Below are 15633 nucleotides of genomic sequence, written 5' to 3' on the forward strand. Positions count from 1 at the left end.
TCGATGGCCTTCTCGTGGCGGTCCTTTCGCTTTCGGAGCGTATGCCGGAGCATGCCGACGCCGCGATGTCGTCAAATCACCCTCACGTCCTCGAAGATTTGGCGATCCGACTCAGCTTTTCCGAACGAGAAAAAACTCCGCCGCCGGCGCATCGGCGCCGGTCCCAGCGAGCATCGCGAGCGCTTCCGCGGATAAGGCAGAAGGATCTTAGTGACCTGATGTGGTTCCCACCTTACCTCTGAACACCCGGTAGCCGATCGCGACATAGAGTACCATCAAGGGGAAGACGAAGAGGCCCTCGCCCCAGAACATGAAGGCGAGACTGGCGTGAGGCGCCGCCGCGTCCTCAATCGTGATGGCAAACGGAATCATGTAAGGCCAGAAGGACAGTGCCAGCGTTCCGAACGCCGCGACAAAGATGACGGCGACAGCTGCGAACAGCCAGCGATCGTTGTGACGCAGGATACTGCTGGCCAGCACGGCCGCGGCCAAAGCTCCGACGGCAGGAAATACAAACAGGTACGGTCGATCGAGCCAGCGATGCATGATCGGAAGATTTTCGATCAGAGCATGCGCAAAGACGATGATCAGAAACGCCAGGACCGCGAGCGCCAGCCCGGGAATCTGGCGTCGAGCCCTGTCACGGACGCCCGATCGGCACTTTTGCACCAGCCAGCTGGCCCCCAGAAGGGCATAGCCGAGGCACAGCCCGATGCCGCACAACAGCGAGAACGGGCTGAGCCAACCCAAAATACCGCCGACATAGGCCCCGTCGGTAAACTTCAGGCCCTGCACCAGGGCACCAACCGTCACGCCTTGCATGAAGCTCGCAGCGAACGACCCGCCCACGAAGCTCACATCCCAGATCCAGCGAAACTGCGGCGCCGCCCTGTGGCGAAACTCGAAGGCCACGCCGCGCAGGATCAACCCGAGCAGCATGATAATAACAGGCAGATAGAAGGCCGACAGTAGCGTGGCATAGACGAGAGGAAACGCGCCCCACAGGATCACGCCGGCGACGACAAGCCAGGTCTCATTGCCATCCCAGACCGGCGCAACAGTGTCGAGCATCGTGTCGCGAGCTGCCTCGCTGCCGGCGAGACCAAACAACATGCCGACCCCGAGATCGAATCCATCGAGCAACAGATAGATCAATATGCTAATGGCCAGAAGAGCAACCCAGAACAAGACCATCTCTATTCTCCTGCGCTCCGGTAAACTGACTGAATGAGCTCTGGGTCGGCCAGCGACATCGGGCGGTTTGGAGAGGCGCCGTGCGGCGCCTCGACGGCGAGGCGGGTCGGACCGGTGCGTAAGAGGCGATAGATGTAGAATGTGCCGAAAGAGAAGATGAAGAGATAAACCGCTCCGAATAGCACGAGCGAGGTCAGTGCCGCCGGCGCCGTCAGGAACGGCGTCACGGCGTCGGCCGTCCGCAGCAATCCGTAGACCACCCAGGGCTGTCGTCCCACCTCGGCAACATACCAGCCGGTGAGAATGGCGATAAACGGAAGCGGGAAACTGAGGAAGATTGCCCAAAGCATGGCGCGGTTTCGGCGCAGGCGCCGTTTGATGCTCAGATAGGACCCGAACCACGCGATCGCGAGCATGATCAGCCCGCAGCCGACCATGATGCGGAACGTTACGAACGGTATCAGCACCGGCGGGCGATCCTGCGGCGCGAAATCGGTCAGCCCCACCTCCTTCGAGGTCAGGCTCGAGCTGGCGATGATGCTTCCGAGAATCGGCAGCTTGATCTCGTATCTATTGCTTTCAGTCGCCGGATCGGGAAGCCCGATCAGCACTTCGCTCGCAGGCTGCTCGTCATGCCAACGCCCCTCGATGGCCGCGAACTTTGCCGGCTGGTAATCGTGAACGTAGTCGCCGACGAGATGACCGAACACGAGCTGCACGGGGATCAGGAGGGCTGCGAGGAACAGTCCCATCCGCAGCATCACCCTGGACTCCGCGTAATTGTCGCCACGCAGCACGTACCAGGCACCGGTTGCGGCAACGCAGAATGCCCCCGTGAGGTAGGCCGCCAGCAGCATGTGCGGAAAGCGCGACCATACGACCGAGTTGAAGATGATCTTGGTCCAATTGTCTGGCACGAAGTAACCGTTCTGGAGGACATAACCGACCGGCACCTGCATCCAGCTGTTGTTGGTCATGATCCAGAAGGCGGACAGCGTGGTCCCGAGCGACACCATCGCGGTGGAGAATAGATAGAAGCTTGGCGGCACCCGCTTGCGTCCGAACACCAGGACTCCGAAGAAGCTGGCTTCCAGCATGAACGCCGTGAAGGTTTCGTAGGAGAGAAGCGGACCCTGGATCGGCCCGGACATCTTCGACAGGACGCTCCAGTTCGTTCCGAATTGGAATCCCATCACGACTCCCGAGACGACGCCCATACCGAAGGCGACGCCGAAGATCTGGAGCCAGAATTCGAACAGCGCCTGATAGACGGCACGGCCGGTTCGCATGTGCATGGCTTCGAGCACGGTCAGCCAGGCCGCAAGACCGATCGTGAAGGCCGGGAAGATGATGTGAAATGAAATGGTGAAGCCGAACTGTATCCGCGACAGCAGAAGCGCCGTTGCATTCATGTGAACATCCTTTTCCCCTCACGGACCGCGTTGATCCCGCCTCGATGTAGGTAGGAGCTGCTTCACCGCGGCCTTTTCCGCAGCGAACGGATTTTGCGCATTTGCACGCGGGAGCCGGTCCATGCGGCGGCGTGATCCTGTGGGCCCCAGCAGCCTGTCAGGCCGCGACAGTCGGGAAGTCGGAAAAGATCAGGCGATCGGGATGGGTAAAGATCTCATATCCGTCTGAACGGGCGACCGCGATCAGCGTGATGCCCGCCTGATCAGCTGTCTCAACTGCGAGAGAGGTCGGCGCCGAGACCGCAACGAGGACAGCAGCGCCGATCCGCGCGGTTTTCTGCACCATCTCAACTGAAACTCGGCTTGTCAGGAGGATCGCACCGCCTGCCCGCGCCATGTTCTCTCGCAAGAGCGCACCGGCCAGCTTGTCGAGTGCGTTGTGACGGCCAACATCCTCCCGCACCAGACCTATGCCGGTGTGCGGTTGCCAGAACGCGGCGGCGTGCACGCCCCGTGTCTTCTGATTGAGCTCTTGCAAGGGCGCCAGCGCGGTCATGGCGTTCAACAGGTCGCGCGCGCGAAAGGTCGCTGTGCTTGACACATGCCGTGGCGCGGGACAGGCCTGCTCCAGGCTTTCGATCCCGCATAATCCGCACCCGACCGGACCGATCATGGCCCGGCGACGCGCCGAGAGTTCGTCCGCCCGGTCTCGGCCCAGCCACATTTGGATCTCGATCCCGAGACTGCTCTCCACGACCTCGATACTGGCAATCTCGTCCGCCTGCTCGATGATCCCTTCCGTTAGGGCAAAGCCAACTCCGAAATCCTCCAGATCGGCCGGCGTGGCCATCATCACGGCGTTGGTGGACCCGCCAAAGGTGAGCGCAATCGCCCTCTCCTCGGCCACATATCTCGATGAAAGGGTGGGGTTTCCACCGCACCAGAGAAGCTTCGCACGCTGCCGAAGTGTGCCATCGCTAATCATTGCTGCTCCTTCCAGATAACGTACTCGTTCAGATAGCCTCGCCTGCAGACTGACGTTTCCTGCACCGCGATCGCATTTTCTTGATCGCACGACGGCGCCTCTGGGCAAACGACTCGCCCTTGCCGCGTGCGAATTCGAAAGATCATTCGACCATCGACGACGATATCGGAGGCAAGCCCAACCAGGCCGATACGGCCCCCTGAACATTCTTGGGCTTGAGGACAGCGAACTCAATGCACGGAGCGTAGGAGCATGACTAAGCCGGAAAGTACTGACCTCGCCGACCGACCACGGGCAGGTGCAATCAGACGACCTATTCACCAGATCTTGGTGCCATTCCCAGTCGCTTACTTTGCGGCGGCATTCGCGACCGACCTGGCCTATTGGGGGACCGCCGAAGTGATGTGGTACCGGTTTTCCGTCTGGCTGATCGCGGGGGGACTTGTCATGGCTGCGCTTGTCGTGCTGGCCGCGATGGTCGATCTCTTTCGTAACCAAAGACCGGCATGGATCCACGCACTTGCCTATGCGGCCGCGGTCGTGCTGTCCATTCTCAATGTCCTTGTCCATAGCCGGGATGGCTATACCGCGGTCGTACCCATGGGGCTAACCCTCTCGGGTGTCGTCCTCGTTGTTCTGCTTTTCGCGATATCCCCCGGCTGGACGCTGACCCACCGCTATCGTATCGGAGCAAAGGCATGACCGAAGTCAAGACGAGCTTGCCCCGGGTTGCTGCCATCATGGTCGCTGTCGCCGGATTGGGTTTGGCCGGTTGCAACGACACCGGAGGTGACCCGAAGCTGCAGATCGGCGCAAATCCCGTGCTGCCCCCGGTGCATCAGTATCTGCTGCCACCGATCAGGATTGCGACACCGGTGGGCTGGGGATCCGAGACACCCAAGGTCCCGCAGGGGCTGCAGGTCCATGCGCTTGCCACAGGGCTGCAGCACCCGCGCTCGGTTTACGTCCTGCCGAACGGCGACGTGCTGGTCGTCGAGAGCAACGGTCCAAAGGCGCCGATCTTCCGTCCCAAGGATCTTGTCACCGGCGTGGTAGAGACGCTCGCCGGCGCCAAGGCGAAGGACGCCAACCGGATCACCTTGCTCCGCGACACCAATGGCGATGGCATTCCCGACGTACGGACGGTGTTTCTGGATCACCTCAATTCTCCGTTCGGCGTCGCGCTGGTCGGTCACGATCTCTACGTCGCGAATACGGATGCGATCATGCGCTATCCGTATCAGGACGGGCAGACCAGCATCACCGCCAAAGGTACCAAGCTGACCGATCTGCCGGGTGGACCGATCGATCACCATTGGACAAAGAGCCTTCTGGCGAGCCCAGACGGATCCAAGCTTTATGTCGGCGTCGGGTCGAACAGCAATATTGCGGAAAACGGCATCCAAGCCGAGTACGAACGCGCCGCCATCTGGGAAGTCGATCGCGCCACCGGCGCTCACCGCATCTTTGCCAGCGGGACGCGCAACCCGACGGGGTTACAGTGGGAGCCGACGACCGGCAAGCTGTGGGCGATTGCCAACGAACGCGACGAGATCGGACCCGACCTAGTGCCGGACTATCTCACCTCAGTGCAGGATGGCGGGTTCTACGGCTGGCCGTACAGCTATTACGGTCAACACCTCGATCCGCGCGTTCAGCCGCAACGGACCGATCTGGTCGCCAAAGCGATCGTGCCGGACTATTCGCTGAGCTCCCACGTGGCACCCCTGGGATTTGCCATGTCCTCCGGCCTTGGCTTGCCCGCGAAGTATGAGAGCGGCGCCTTCGTCGGAGAGCACGGCAGCTGGGATCGAACACCCCTCAACGGCTACAAGGTGGTCTTCGTCCCCTTCAGAGACGGCAAGCCTTCCGGCCCGGCGCAGGACGTCGTCACGAGCTTCCTCGATGCGAACAACCACACCCATGGCCGGCCTGTCGGCCTCGCCATGGATCGCAGTGGCGCACTGCTGATTGCCGACGACGTCGGCAACGCGGTGTGGCGCGTCTCATCGGCTGGTGTCTCTGCTACGCCCAAACCGGCCTCGTAGCGACCGAACGGACGTGGGGTCGAGACGCCTGGGAACAGGCCCGCCTCGCCCCTCGTGGGATAACTCTTGTCATCGAATTTAATCGGATCGGCGCAGCGAGCGCCTACCTCGAAATCAGGACGGATGGAGCTTGGCATGTCTTCGCGAACCAAACGACGCGTCACTGTTGCGACGCTGCTTCTTGCGATCGGCGCATCGTGTCCCGCACTCGCCTCTACAGCACCTTTATCCCCGAAGGGCGACGCCATGGTCCAATTCGAGCGGGGCGAACTCGTCAGGTTGCGATCTGGAGGACCCATGATGACCGTCTCGGCGGTCAAGGACGACCAGGTCAAGTGCATTTGGACAGACGATAGCGGCCGACCCGACGATGCCACCTTCCCGGCCGACGTGTTGCAGAAATTCTGATCGGGCTGTTTTGCAATCATCCTGGAGGCAAGAATGTTGATTACGCTGGTGGCAGTTGTCTGCAACGGAGCGGTCTGCCTGGAAAAGGTCGTCACCAATAGCGAGCAATCCGGCATCACCATGAGCGCATGCGAGACCAATGCGCAGAGCGGAATCGCCGACTGGCTCTCGCATGGCCCATACAGCCAGTGGAAGTTACAGGGCTACAAGTGCGTGATTGGACCGTATACTCCCAAACGTGCGGCCTAGACGTCGCGTGTTCGCCATCTCTCGTGATATTACCCTGACCTGATCTATCCGACCCGGGCTATCCCTCGTCTCGTGATCGTTGGACTTCCCCGGCTTTTCGCGGTGGCGCCTGTCGAGAGGACTTTCCGTGGCAACAAGCCCGAACGGCGTCGCGAATGACATTGGAACAGTAGCGGGCGCCTCTCCGCAGGCCACAAGCGAGCCCAAGCCGGCTGCCGCAATCACCGGCCTCGAAACCAGACATCTATCACGGGAGGTGGTTGGGCGCGTTCTCGTTCAGGACGTCAGTGTGCAGGCATTGGCCGGCGAGATACTCGCCATCGTTGGACCGAGCGGGGCCGGGAAGTCATCGTTCCTCCGGCTGCTCAATCGTCTGGACGAGCCTACGTCCGGCACCGTCCTGCTCGAGTCGCAGGATTACCGTTCCATCACCCCACCGGAATTGCGGCGCCGGGTTGGCATGGTGATGCAGACAGCTTATCTTTTCCCAGGCACCATCGCCGCCAACATTGCGTTTGGGCCGCACCAACGCGGCAAGATGCTGGCGCCTGCGCAAATCGAGGGTCTCTTGGAGCGCGTCGGCTTGCCCGGACTTGCCGATCGCGACGTCAGCAACTTGTCCGGCGGCGAAGCGCAACGCGTCGCGCTGGCGCGGACCCTCGCGAACGAGCCCGAGGTGCTGTTGCTGGATGAGCCGACCTCCGCCCTTGACGAGGCGTCAGTGCGCGACATCGAGGAGCTCATTCTGGGCATCGTCAGGGAACGGCGAATGACGTGCCTCATCATCACGCACAATCGCGCCCAGGCGGAGCGGCTCGCGGGGCGGACGATGGTTATGCAAGCAGGCCGGCTGGCCAGAATCGGCGCCACCGAGCAGGTTCTGCATGCTGGCTGAGCTCCAGAACAGTATCGGCGGCGACGTGTTGACTGGCCTCGCGCAGGCCGGCGGGGCGATCGCGTTGTGCGCGGCCGTCGTCGCGCTATGTCGGTGGCAGTCCGTGCATGTGGAGCGCGAGGCGGTCGTCTCGATGGCGCGCGGCCTCGTGCAGATGGTTCTGGTCGGCCTGGTACTGGCCCTGCTGCTGCACGGTCGCCTGCTGATCGGCGGCCTCATCCTCTTCATGATGGCGATCGCCGCAGCGATCACCGCGGCCCAACGTCTCAAGGGAATGGCTGGTGCACTTCCGCTCTGTTTCTGGTCGATCGCCGCAGGTGCAGGCACCGTCATCGCGGTGATGCTCGCGACCGGCAGTCTTCAGCCGGATATTTCAATGCTCGTCCCGGTCGGCAGCATGATTATCGCCAACGCGATGAATGCGTGCGCACAGGCAATCGAGCGCCTCCGAGCCGAGATCCTTGCCCATGTCGGCCAGATCGAGGCGGGCCTGTCGCTCGGCGCGGAGCCCGCCGTTATCGTTGCGCCTTATCTTCAGAATGCCGTGTATGCGAGCCTTCTGCCTCGCCTCGACATGATGAAATCCCTGGGACTGGTGTGGATCCCGGGGGTTATGGCCGGAATGGTGGTTTCGGGCGCCAGTCCGGTCTATGCGGGCATCTACCAATTCATCATCGTGGCAATGATCCTGGCCGCCTCCGGCATCACGGGCCTCGTTGCAACGGTTCTCATGCGCTCACGCGCGTTTTCCGCCGCGGCCCAACTCACGATTCGGCCGGCGGAGACAATGGCCTCGAGCCGCCCGTCTGGGCAAGCACGCTGATTGAGTCATCTCCCGGCAGGTTCTTGCCGCACCCGAAAAGCCGTCCAAGCTGGCGATAGCATCGTGCAATTGCGAAAGGCTTCGGCTCTTTGAGAGCCCAGTTCTAGCTCAAGTGATGATAATCCACGAGTTGAGACGATGATCCTCCTACCCCTCATGACCGCCGGGATCTGGTTCCAGAGATTGACAGCCTCACCGCTGCCGGCATTGGCGTTGAAACCACACCATGCGCGTGGCTCACGGGAAGGTCGATGCGGGCTTTGGCCAGCGGTGCAGCGGTTTGCGCCATCTCGCTGACGCGCGGGTGACAGAACCGTCGTGCGGGAGGCGCTCGGTAAGCGTGACGACTGCAATGCACGAGCAATACCCGCCTGACGGAGCGGATTTCCAGGCCGTCGATGACACCGGCCTACGACGTTCGGAACAACCACCATGAACCTTGGCCCGTTGCCTGCGATATCGAAGAGCTCGCTGGCGCTTGGCCTGCTGTCAGCTTCCATCGTAATCCTGCTGACAACCGCCTTTGTGCGCCTGCCCGGAGCTCATGCGGGCTCAGCAGGCGTCTCCGCTCAACCGGCGACGTATCTGCCGAGCATCAGCGACATGATGATCGGCACGATACAGCCTAGACACGAGCGGATATGGCGTGCCGAACAGGCCGGCAACTGGAATTTGGCCGATTACGAGCTAGGCAATCTCCGCGGTGCCTTCGGCCGACTCGGACGCGCGCATCCAATGGAAGAGGGCACCCCGTTCCCCGACATGATCGAGTCAGTTATCCAAAAGCCGCTCGGGGACCTGAAGGATGCGATCGATCGGAGGGACGACGCCGATTTCGGCAAAGCCTATGACGAGCTCAGCGACGCCTGCAACTCCTGTCACCAGGCGTTGAACCACGGCACGATCGTGATTGGCCGCCCGGCCGGCCCATCCCAAACAGACCTGATTTTCGACAAAGCTGGACGGTAGCGACGCATCTGCCCGGAGCTTCAATCATATCTGCGACGAGTTTGGTCCATTTGCCTTGTCCAGACAGACGATCTCGATCCGCCCTCCCGAGCCGGGATGGATGATCAGCCGGAAGCCATGCAGCTTGGTGATGGCCGCCACCAGGCTAAGTCCGAGCCCGACACCCGGCGTGTTGCGCATCTTGTCGGAGCGGTAGAACCGCCGCAGCACGGCTTCACGCTCCTGTGCGCCGATACCCGGCCCGGTATCGCTCACGCGCACGATGCTTTCCCTGTCCCCACGCATTAGATCCAGGCCGACCTTTCCGCCCGCCGGCGTGAACTTGATGGCGTTGTCGACGAGATTCGCCACCGCCTCGAAGAGCAGATCCCGGTCACCCCAAACGTGCAGCTTGCGGTCGATATCCACGCCAAGCTTGATGCTCTTGTCCTCGGCGATCGGCTCGTAGATGTCACATACCTCTCGCAAGATTTCATGCAGCGCAACATTGCCGAACCCGGCCGAACGCCGGCTGTTCTCGATCTCCGTCAGTCGCAGAAGAGCGGTGATGATCGCGAGCGACTGATCAATGCCTCCGATCGCCTTGTCCGTGACGCTCTGAAGCTGCTCCAAGGTGGTTGCATGTGTACGCCCGCGCTCCAGGGACAATCGGGCGCGGGTCAACGGGGTTCGTAGGTCGTGCGCAATATCGTTGCCGACGCCGGCGAGCGCATTGATCATTGTCTCCATTTCATCGAGCATGCTGTTCACAATCACAGCCAGTCTGGAGAACGGATCATTGACGTTACGATGCGGAAGGCGCTCGCGGAGGTCGCCGGCGATGATGCGCTGAACCCGCTGATTGACCTCCTCCACCCGCCGTTGCGCGCGCACGCTCAGCCAGGCTCCGGCCAGTAAGCAAAGGCAGAGTGCCGGCAAGAGCCCGAGCGCGAGGGCTTGCCCCACGACGCTCGATATCTCGTGGGTCTCGTCGACGTTCCGCCCCAACACGAGGACATCACCGTTTTCAAGACGCCGGCCTATCGCCCGGATCAGTGGATCGCCACCTGGCGGTTGGCCGACCGGCGCTACCCTCGCGGCCTGTGCCGCTCCACCGACGGTGAAGTCCCGCGGCAGCTCTTTGAGGTTGCCGGCGAGCCGATTGCCGGCAGCATCGAACAATCCCGCATACTGAACGCCCCGGGAATCCTGGCCAAGGTGGTCCGAGATTGCATCGGCGCGGCGGTCCCGCGGCAGGCCTGCCAGGAAATCAAGCTGTTGAGCGATCATGCGATCGGATCGCGCAATCAGGTAGCCGTCGATCTTCCAGTAGATGAAGCCGAACAGCACGATCATGAGCAGGGCGAAGACAGCGGCCACCGCCGAGGCCCAGCGGAAGGTGTTCGAGCGTATGAATTGGAGCTGGCGCATCGATCCCGCCGGTTGATGTTCGTACCTCATTCGATCGCCAGGCAACCGCGCTGGCAGCGCCTATTGCTGCGGTCGCAGAATAAACCCGGAGCCCCGGACGTTGTGAATCAACTGGGGTTCCCCAGCGCCGTCGACCTTGTGCCGCAGCCGGCCCATATGCACATCGACCAGATTGGTCGTGGCGGGGACGAACTTGTAGTTCCAGACCTCTTCCAGCAACATCGCACGGGTCAGCAACTGATCACTTCGCCGCATCATGTATTCGAGCAGGCGGAATTCGCGTGGCAACAAATCGATCTTCCGCTCGCCGCGCCACGCGGTACGTTCGATGAGATCGAGTTCAAGAGGACCGACCCGCAACGTCGTCCCGCGGCTCTCCGTGGGACGACGAAGCAGGGCTTCTATTCTTGCTATGAGCTCCACGACTGCGAAGGGCTTCGTCAGGTAATCGTCTCCGCCGCTTCGCAAACCCCGCACCCGATCGTCGACGGCGCCGAGTGCGCTCAGCACCAGGACCGGAGTGCTAACCTGCTCCTTGCGTAGCGCCTCGATGATTGTAAGTCCGTCCATGCCGGGCAGCATGCGATCGACGATCAGGACATCGGGATGCAGCGCCCGGGCTTTGTCGAGGCCTTCGATTCCGTTTGACGCCCACTCGACCTCAAACCCAAGCTCGCTCAGCTCGGCCACGATCTCCTCGGCCGTTCCGGCGTCGTCCTCGATCAATAGAACCTTCATCATCAGCTCGATCTCAAGTGTGCCAAAGTGCCCGGCCGGCCGGCCGGAAATCATATGCTCGCTCGTTGGCAAAGTCATAGGCACCGTCCACATAGCCGACCGGGAATGGGCCGGACCGCGCTACCCAACGACTTGGCTTAGCGCCGCCCGCTTCGGACTAGCATGCCGCCTTTGGCAAAGCGCGGCAGGGCCCTCGAGGAAAGACATAAACTCTCCGCCAAGGCGGCGCCATTAAATAGCAATTTAACGGGCTTAGCGGATTGGGGACCAGCCAGCGCATGGTCGCCCCGCCGCGGCTTCGCCGCCCCATTTCGCGCAACATTGAAATCGATTTTAGACGACATCCTCGGGCCGGCTGCTTACCTTCTGGTGCCCGATCAAGAAAGCGAGCCGCCATGCTGGATGACATCGACGAACGGAACACGAATGGCAATCCGCAGGTTGATTCGCGGATGTCCTCCAAAATTGGATTTATCGGGCTCGGCCTGATGGGTACCGCCATGGCGGCCAATCTCGCGGCCGACGGTCGCAAGGTATCGGCCTACGTACGCCGGCCGGAACGCATCAACGACCTCCGGGCGCTCGGCGTTTCGGCCACAACTCATCGGCCGGACTTGTTCGACAGCGACATCATCATCACCATGTTGCCCGATGACGCTGCCGTGCGAGATACCTTCTTTGGATCATTCGGGATCGCGGAGTCGCTACGGCCCGGCACGATCCATCTGTCAATGAGCACCATCAGCACTGGGGCCTCGGCCGCGCTGCTGCTCGAGCACGAGCGTCGCGGTCAAGGCTACGTTGCAGCCCCCGTTTTCGGCAACCCCGACGCCGCCAGAGCGCGCCAACTGGCCGTCATCGTGGCAGGCAAGCCGGAGTCCTGTGAACATTGCCGGTCGTTGACGGATTCGCTGGGGAAGACTTTCGTCATCGGGACGGATCCCGCACAGGCCAATCTGCTCAAGTTGCTCGGCAACATGATGACGGCGACAGCTCTCGAGGTCCTCGGCGAAATCGTGACTGTTCTGCGCAAGCGCGGACAGGACCCTCAGCAATTCGTGGATATCATGACGGGCACAATGTTCGACAGTCGCGTCCACAAGAACTACGGCAGCCGGCTCATTGCCGGCAGCTATAAGCCGGGACTGACGATGCCGCTGGCGCTCAAGGACGTCCGCTTGGCGCTGGCCGAGGCGGAGCTGGCCGGCGCTCCTATGCCGTCGGTGGGTGTCGTTCGCGACCGCCTGATCACGGGAATCGCGCGTGGCCACGGTGGACTCGACTGGACGGCGCTCGGAATGGTGGCTTCGGAGGAAGCCGGACTTTAGACCCGTCGGTCGTGCAACGTGGTCGGACCGACTCAACGCGCCGGGGCCTCAACGGAGCGACGCACGGAGATCTTTCTGCTCACTTTGCGAGCTGCGATCGAGAAATGGTTTGCGCAGTCACCTGGTGTCTTCAATCACGAACCTGCTGAGCCTTGAAACTAACATTCGGACCCGCGATTGAGCGCGCACGCGTTAGAAACGTGTCGCAACGGCGCGCACGCATGCCGATTGCTGTCCCGCACGCCCCTGACTCACGCTCCATTGAAGTCGCGTGAACATTTCGTGCGTTTGGCTGATCCGCGATCCACCGCATCTGCTCAGACGGGCCACTCCTCGACTTGGCCCGCTGTTTTTCAACGGAGAAGCTCAATGACGAATCTCAAACTGCTCTCGACTGGATTGATCGCGGTGGCAATGCTCGCAACACCGGCCATGGCTCGCGAAAGCGGCGTCGCCTCCCGGCGCGCCGCCATGGAAGCCAATGCCGCCGCGCCGGAAGCGCCATTCTATTCGGGTGACCGTGCTTGCGTTCCGGCGCCGCGCGTCGGCGCATTTGCAACGGCGCCGTGGACCGGCAACAACGTTCCCTGCGAACCGGGCACGGGCGCGTTCTGATCTGGGTAATGCGGTTCGGCTTGTTCGACTGTTCTTCTTGCGCCTCGGCGCTTGTGACTCCGTCGACCAGCGCACAGACAAAAACGGGCTGGATTCTCTTCCAGCCCGTTTTTCTGTTGATCCTTCTCTACGGCAGTAAGCAACAACTGAGCGTCTCTATGGTCTCGGAACTTCTCAAATTGCCGAGAGCAGACACTGCTCCGGACCTTGTGATGGCAATTTGAATGGCGACGCTGGCGAGCATTCCTACTCTATCAAGCATCACGAAAGCCTGGCCCCACAGCCACGTACGGATGCCGCGCCAGCCGATGAAATCAAATACAAGGAGTGTTCTGATGAAACGAATGATGATGATCCTAGCCACGGCCGCGCTTGCGTCCGCATTGGCTGTCGGCGCAGCGGACGCACGGGGCGGCGGCGGAGGCGGAGGCGGAGGTGGCGGCGGTCACGGCGGCGGTTTCGGCGGTGGCGGTCACGGTGGAGGTTTTGGCGGTGGCGGACACATGGGCGGCTTCGGAGGAGGCGCGCACATGGGCGGTATCGGAGGCGGTGCCCACGTGGGCGGCCTCGGCGGAGGCGTTCATGTCGGCGGCATGGCAATGCGTGGCGACATGGGTCCGAGCGGTCGTGGTCATCTCGGCCTTGCCGAGCATTCCCTTGCGCATGGCACAGGTATCCATGACCACGCCATGAATCACTACGGCAGATACCGCCCAGGGTACGGGTACTATGGCGGCGGCTCCGACTGCTACGATTGGTACGTCTTGCATCCTGATCAGCCGTTGCCGCTCAGCTGCAGCTAATGCACCTGCAGCTCCTTGCCTTCGGTCTGGATCCGCTCGCGTCATCCAGACCGATGGCGGCCCCGATCGAGGGCGTCAATTCATAGTGACGACTCTGAAGTCCAATTCAATGGCGAGCCATCGCCAGTGGCAATACCTCGGACTTGTCAAGTTCGCCCACTCAATGCCGCCGGTCTGCAATTGCGGCCGCGAGTTTCAGAGACAGCCAGCGTCCGATCAGAGCACCGAGACTGGTTCGCGCGATCATCCCCCGCGCGCCGTCTGATGCAATCAGGCGCAGACCACAAAGGAGTAAACAAATGAAGGTCGTTCCGAACATGAACATGGAATGCATCGACATTCCCGGCACTTCCATCCGCGTATCGCGCATAGCGCTCGGCACCTGGGCGATCGGTGGCTGGATGTGGGGCGGAACCGACGAAAGCGATGCAATCAAGACAATTCAGGAAGCGCTCGATCGCGGAATCACTCTCATCGATACTGCGCCGGTCTACGGATTCGGCCGCTCGGAAGAAATCGTCGGAAAAGCCCTTGCCGACGGTCGCCGCCGGAACGCCGTCATCGCCACAAAGGTCGGGCTCGACTGGAGAAACGGCCAGCCGTTCCGTAACGCGCGCAAGGCCCGAATCATCGAGGAAGCCGAGAGTTCTTTGCGGCGGCTTCGGACGGATGTCATCGATCTCTATCAGGTGCACTGGCCCGATTCCCTGACGCCGATCGCCGAGACTGCCGAGGCCGTCCGCGCGCTGCACCGCGCCGGCAAGATTCGCGCAGTCGGCGTCAGCAATTTCAGCCCGGCACAGATGGATGAATTCCGCAAGGTCGCGCCACTTCACACGGCTCAACCGCCCTACAATCTGTTCGAACGCGAAATCGAGCAGGACGTGCTCCCCTATTGCCACGAGAAGAAGGTCGCGCTGCTCGCCTACGGCTCGCTGTGCCGAGGCCTGCTGTCCGGCAGCATGTCCACGTCGAGCCGTTTCACCGGCGACGACCTGCGAAAGAGCGACCCCAAATTTCGATCGCCACGTTTTCAGCAATATCTCCATGCGGTGGAGCGACTCGACCGCCTCGCACGGGAGCGCTTCAACAGGAGCGTGATCCATCTGGCGGTACGCTGGGTACTGGATCGCGGCGAGTTGAACATTGCGTTGTGGGGTGCGCGGCGCGCGGAGCAACTCTCGCCGATCACCGACGCTCTCGGCTGGCGAATCGATGAGGCCGCCATGACCGAGATCGACCGAATTCTTCGGGAGACAATCAGCGATCCGATAGGCCCCGAATTCATGGCGCCCCCGGATCGGGAGGCGGCATGATGGACACACGATCCGCGATCCAAATCGTGAGCCGCGACCGGTTCGACACGACGACCGCTCAAACATCGGGCTCCCATCGTTTTGCCGCGATCGGGCCGTCGCTGGGCATCACTTCGGCAATCTGGGGTGGCCTCTTCGAAGTGGAGCCGGGCGCACGAACCGGAATCCACCACCACGGCGAACAGGACACGATCGCGTTCGTCCTGTCAGGCCGTTGCGAAGTGCGATGGGGCGGCAAGGGCGAGTTCTCCTCACGGGCCAAGGCCGGCGACTTCATTCACGTTCCTGCGTTTCTCCCGCATATGGAGATCAATCCATCCCGCGTCCTGCCTTTCCGATGGGTCGTGGTGCGCAGCACGCCTGTACCCATCGTTGTCAATCTACCGGACACGTTCTGGTCTTGAGCGATGTGACCTTGCCCAGCATCTTTGATCTGCCCT

The 15633-nt window shown here is 61.8% G+C and carries 17 protein-coding genes; 11 read left to right on the forward strand and 6 right to left on the reverse strand.

Features of this window, described 5'->3' with window-relative positions; all coding sequences use genetic code 11:
- Positions 1–207: 207 nt before the first annotated feature.
- From cydB to fdhD, 3 genes are all read right to left on the reverse strand, one after another.
- Positions 208–1194 (reverse strand): cytochrome d ubiquinol oxidase subunit II, encoded by a 987-nt coding sequence (gene cydB, locus B5V03_RS31900; RefSeq protein WP_129274369.1) that lies wholly within the window; start codon positions 1192–1194, stop codon positions 208–210.
- Positions 1195–1196: 2 nt separating this feature from the next.
- Positions 1197–2606 carry a cytochrome ubiquinol oxidase subunit I gene (locus B5V03_RS31905; RefSeq protein WP_129274370.1) on the reverse strand — a complete coding sequence of 470 codons (1410 nt, stop codon included), beginning with the start codon at positions 2604–2606 and terminating at the stop codon, positions 1197–1199.
- A 157-nt stretch (positions 2607–2763) separates the two neighbouring features.
- Positions 2764–3591, reverse strand: a complete 828-nt coding sequence (gene fdhD, locus B5V03_RS31910) for a formate dehydrogenase accessory sulfurtransferase FdhD (protein WP_129274371.1) — start codon at positions 3589–3591, stop codon at positions 2764–2766.
- 252 nt (positions 3592–3843) lie between these two features.
- On the opposite strand from fdhD, the gene B5V03_RS31915 reads away from it, so the two are divergent.
- The 7 genes from B5V03_RS31915 to B5V03_RS31945 all read left to right on the forward strand — a co-directional run bounded on the left by B5V03_RS31915 (position 3844) and on the right by B5V03_RS31945 (position 8983).
- Positions 3844–4293, forward strand: a complete 450-nt coding sequence (locus tag B5V03_RS31915) for a DUF2231 domain-containing protein (RefSeq protein ID WP_129274372.1) — start codon at positions 3844–3846, stop codon at positions 4291–4293.
- The gene (locus B5V03_RS31920) at positions 4290–5639 is read left to right on the forward strand and encodes a PQQ-dependent sugar dehydrogenase (RefSeq protein WP_129274373.1); all 1350 of its coding nucleotides are present in this window, start codon (positions 4290–4292) and stop codon (positions 5637–5639) included. Before B5V03_RS31915 ends, B5V03_RS31920 begins: the two co-directional genes overlap by 4 nt.
- A 246-nt stretch (positions 5640–5885) precedes the next feature.
- Entirely contained in the window at positions 5886–6047 is a 162-nt protein-coding gene (locus B5V03_RS42085; RefSeq protein WP_283811555.1) for a DUF2158 domain-containing protein, read from the forward strand.
- Positions 6048–6080: 33 nt separating this feature from the next.
- The gene (locus tag B5V03_RS31930) at positions 6081–6296 is read left to right on the forward strand and encodes a hypothetical protein (RefSeq protein WP_129274375.1); all 216 of its coding nucleotides are present in this window, start codon (positions 6081–6083) and stop codon (positions 6294–6296) included.
- 289 nt (positions 6297–6585) lie between these two features.
- Positions 6586–7191: an ABC transporter ATP-binding protein gene (locus B5V03_RS31935; protein WP_245502390.1), complete on the forward strand. Its 606-nt coding sequence runs from the start codon at positions 6586–6588 to the stop codon at positions 7189–7191.
- Entirely contained in the window at positions 7181–8014 is an 834-nt protein-coding gene (locus B5V03_RS31940; RefSeq protein WP_129274376.1) for an ABC transporter permease, read from the forward strand. The genes B5V03_RS31935 and B5V03_RS31940 overlap by 11 nt, the downstream gene beginning before the upstream one ends.
- Before the next feature lie 432 nt (positions 8015–8446).
- Complete coding sequence (locus B5V03_RS31945) at positions 8447–8983, forward strand: cytochrome family protein (RefSeq protein WP_245502391.1); 537 nt, start codon at positions 8447–8449, stop codon at positions 8981–8983.
- Between the two features lie 24 nt (positions 8984–9007).
- Here the strand turns inward: B5V03_RS31945 and B5V03_RS31950 are convergent, their stop codons facing one another.
- A complete protein-coding gene (locus B5V03_RS31950; RefSeq protein WP_129274377.1) occupies positions 9008–10393 on the reverse strand; it encodes a sensor histidine kinase in 1386 nt (461 codons plus the stop codon).
- Between the two features lie 60 nt (positions 10394–10453).
- On the reverse strand, positions 10454–11134 hold the full coding sequence (locus B5V03_RS31955; protein ID WP_129274440.1) for a response regulator transcription factor: 681 nt from the start codon (positions 11132–11134) through the stop codon (positions 10454–10456).
- Between the two features lie 392 nt (positions 11135–11526).
- Between B5V03_RS31955 and B5V03_RS31960 the strand changes: the two genes are divergently transcribed.
- A complete protein-coding gene (locus B5V03_RS31960; protein WP_164988428.1) occupies positions 11527–12459 on the forward strand; it encodes an NAD(P)-dependent oxidoreductase in 933 nt (310 codons plus the stop codon).
- Between the two features lie 369 nt (positions 12460–12828).
- Positions 12829–13074 (forward strand): hypothetical protein, encoded by a 246-nt coding sequence (locus tag B5V03_RS31965; protein WP_129274379.1) that lies wholly within the window; start codon positions 12829–12831, stop codon positions 13072–13074.
- A 356-nt stretch (positions 13075–13430) separates the two neighbouring features.
- On the opposite strand, the gene B5V03_RS43075 is transcribed toward B5V03_RS31965, so the two are convergent.
- A complete protein-coding gene (locus B5V03_RS43075; protein WP_164988425.1) occupies positions 13431–13739 on the reverse strand; it encodes a hypothetical protein in 309 nt (102 codons plus the stop codon).
- A gap of 281 nt (positions 13740–14020) precedes the next feature.
- Between B5V03_RS43075 and B5V03_RS31970 the strand changes: the two genes are divergently transcribed.
- The gene (locus B5V03_RS31970) at positions 14021–15193 is read left to right on the forward strand and encodes an aldo/keto reductase (RefSeq protein ID WP_349643407.1); all 1173 of its coding nucleotides are present in this window, start codon (positions 14021–14023) and stop codon (positions 15191–15193) included.
- Positions 15190–15597: a cupin domain-containing protein gene (locus B5V03_RS31975; RefSeq protein WP_129274380.1), complete on the forward strand. Its 408-nt coding sequence runs from the start codon at positions 15190–15192 to the stop codon at positions 15595–15597. Before B5V03_RS31970 ends, B5V03_RS31975 begins: the two co-directional genes overlap by 4 nt.
- Positions 15598–15633 lie beyond the last annotated feature (36 nt).

It is taken from the genome of Bradyrhizobium betae (assembly GCF_004123905.1).
GTDB lineage: Bacteria > Pseudomonadota > Alphaproteobacteria > Rhizobiales > Xanthobacteraceae > Bradyrhizobium > Bradyrhizobium betae_A.

Coding starts and splice junctions, on each gene's coding strand:
- cydB (WP_129274369.1), bottom strand. CDS start 1,194: ATGGTCTTGTTCTGGGTTGCTCTTCTGGCCATTAGCATATTGATCTAT.
- B5V03_RS31905 (WP_129274370.1), bottom strand. CDS start 2,606: ATGAATGCAACGGCGCTTCTGCTGTCGCGGATACAGTTCGGCTTCACC.
- fdhD (WP_129274371.1), bottom strand. CDS start 3,591: ATGATTAGCGATGGCACACTTCGGCAGCGTGCGAAGCTTCTCTGGTGC.
- B5V03_RS31915 (WP_129274372.1), top strand. CDS start 3,844: ATGACTAAGCCGGAAAGTACTGACCTCGCCGACCGACCACGGGCAGGT.
- B5V03_RS31920 (WP_129274373.1), top strand. CDS start 4,290: ATGACCGAAGTCAAGACGAGCTTGCCCCGGGTTGCTGCCATCATGGTC.
- B5V03_RS42085 (WP_283811555.1), top strand. CDS start 5,886: ATGGTCCAATTCGAGCGGGGCGAACTCGTCAGGTTGCGATCTGGAGGA.
- B5V03_RS31930 (WP_129274375.1), top strand. CDS start 6,081: ATGTTGATTACGCTGGTGGCAGTTGTCTGCAACGGAGCGGTCTGCCTG.
- B5V03_RS31940 (WP_129274376.1), top strand. CDS start 7,181: ATGCTGGCTGAGCTCCAGAACAGTATCGGCGGCGACGTGTTGACTGGC.
- B5V03_RS31945 (WP_245502391.1), top strand. CDS start 8,447: ATGAACCTTGGCCCGTTGCCTGCGATATCGAAGAGCTCGCTGGCGCTT.
- B5V03_RS31950 (WP_129274377.1), bottom strand. CDS start 10,393: ATGCGCCAGCTCCAATTCATACGCTCGAACACCTTCCGCTGGGCCTCG.
- B5V03_RS31955 (WP_129274440.1), bottom strand. CDS start 11,134: ATGATGAAGGTTCTATTGATCGAGGACGACGCCGGAACGGCCGAGGAG.
- B5V03_RS31960 (WP_164988428.1), top strand. CDS start 11,527: ATGCTGGATGACATCGACGAACGGAACACGAATGGCAATCCGCAGGTT.
- B5V03_RS31965 (WP_129274379.1), top strand. CDS start 12,829: ATGACGAATCTCAAACTGCTCTCGACTGGATTGATCGCGGTGGCAATG.
- B5V03_RS43075 (WP_164988425.1), bottom strand. CDS start 13,739: ATGCGCAAGGGAATGCTCGGCAAGGCCGAGATGACCACGACCGCTCGG.
- B5V03_RS31975 (WP_129274380.1), top strand. CDS start 15,190: ATGATGGACACACGATCCGCGATCCAAATCGTGAGCCGCGACCGGTTC.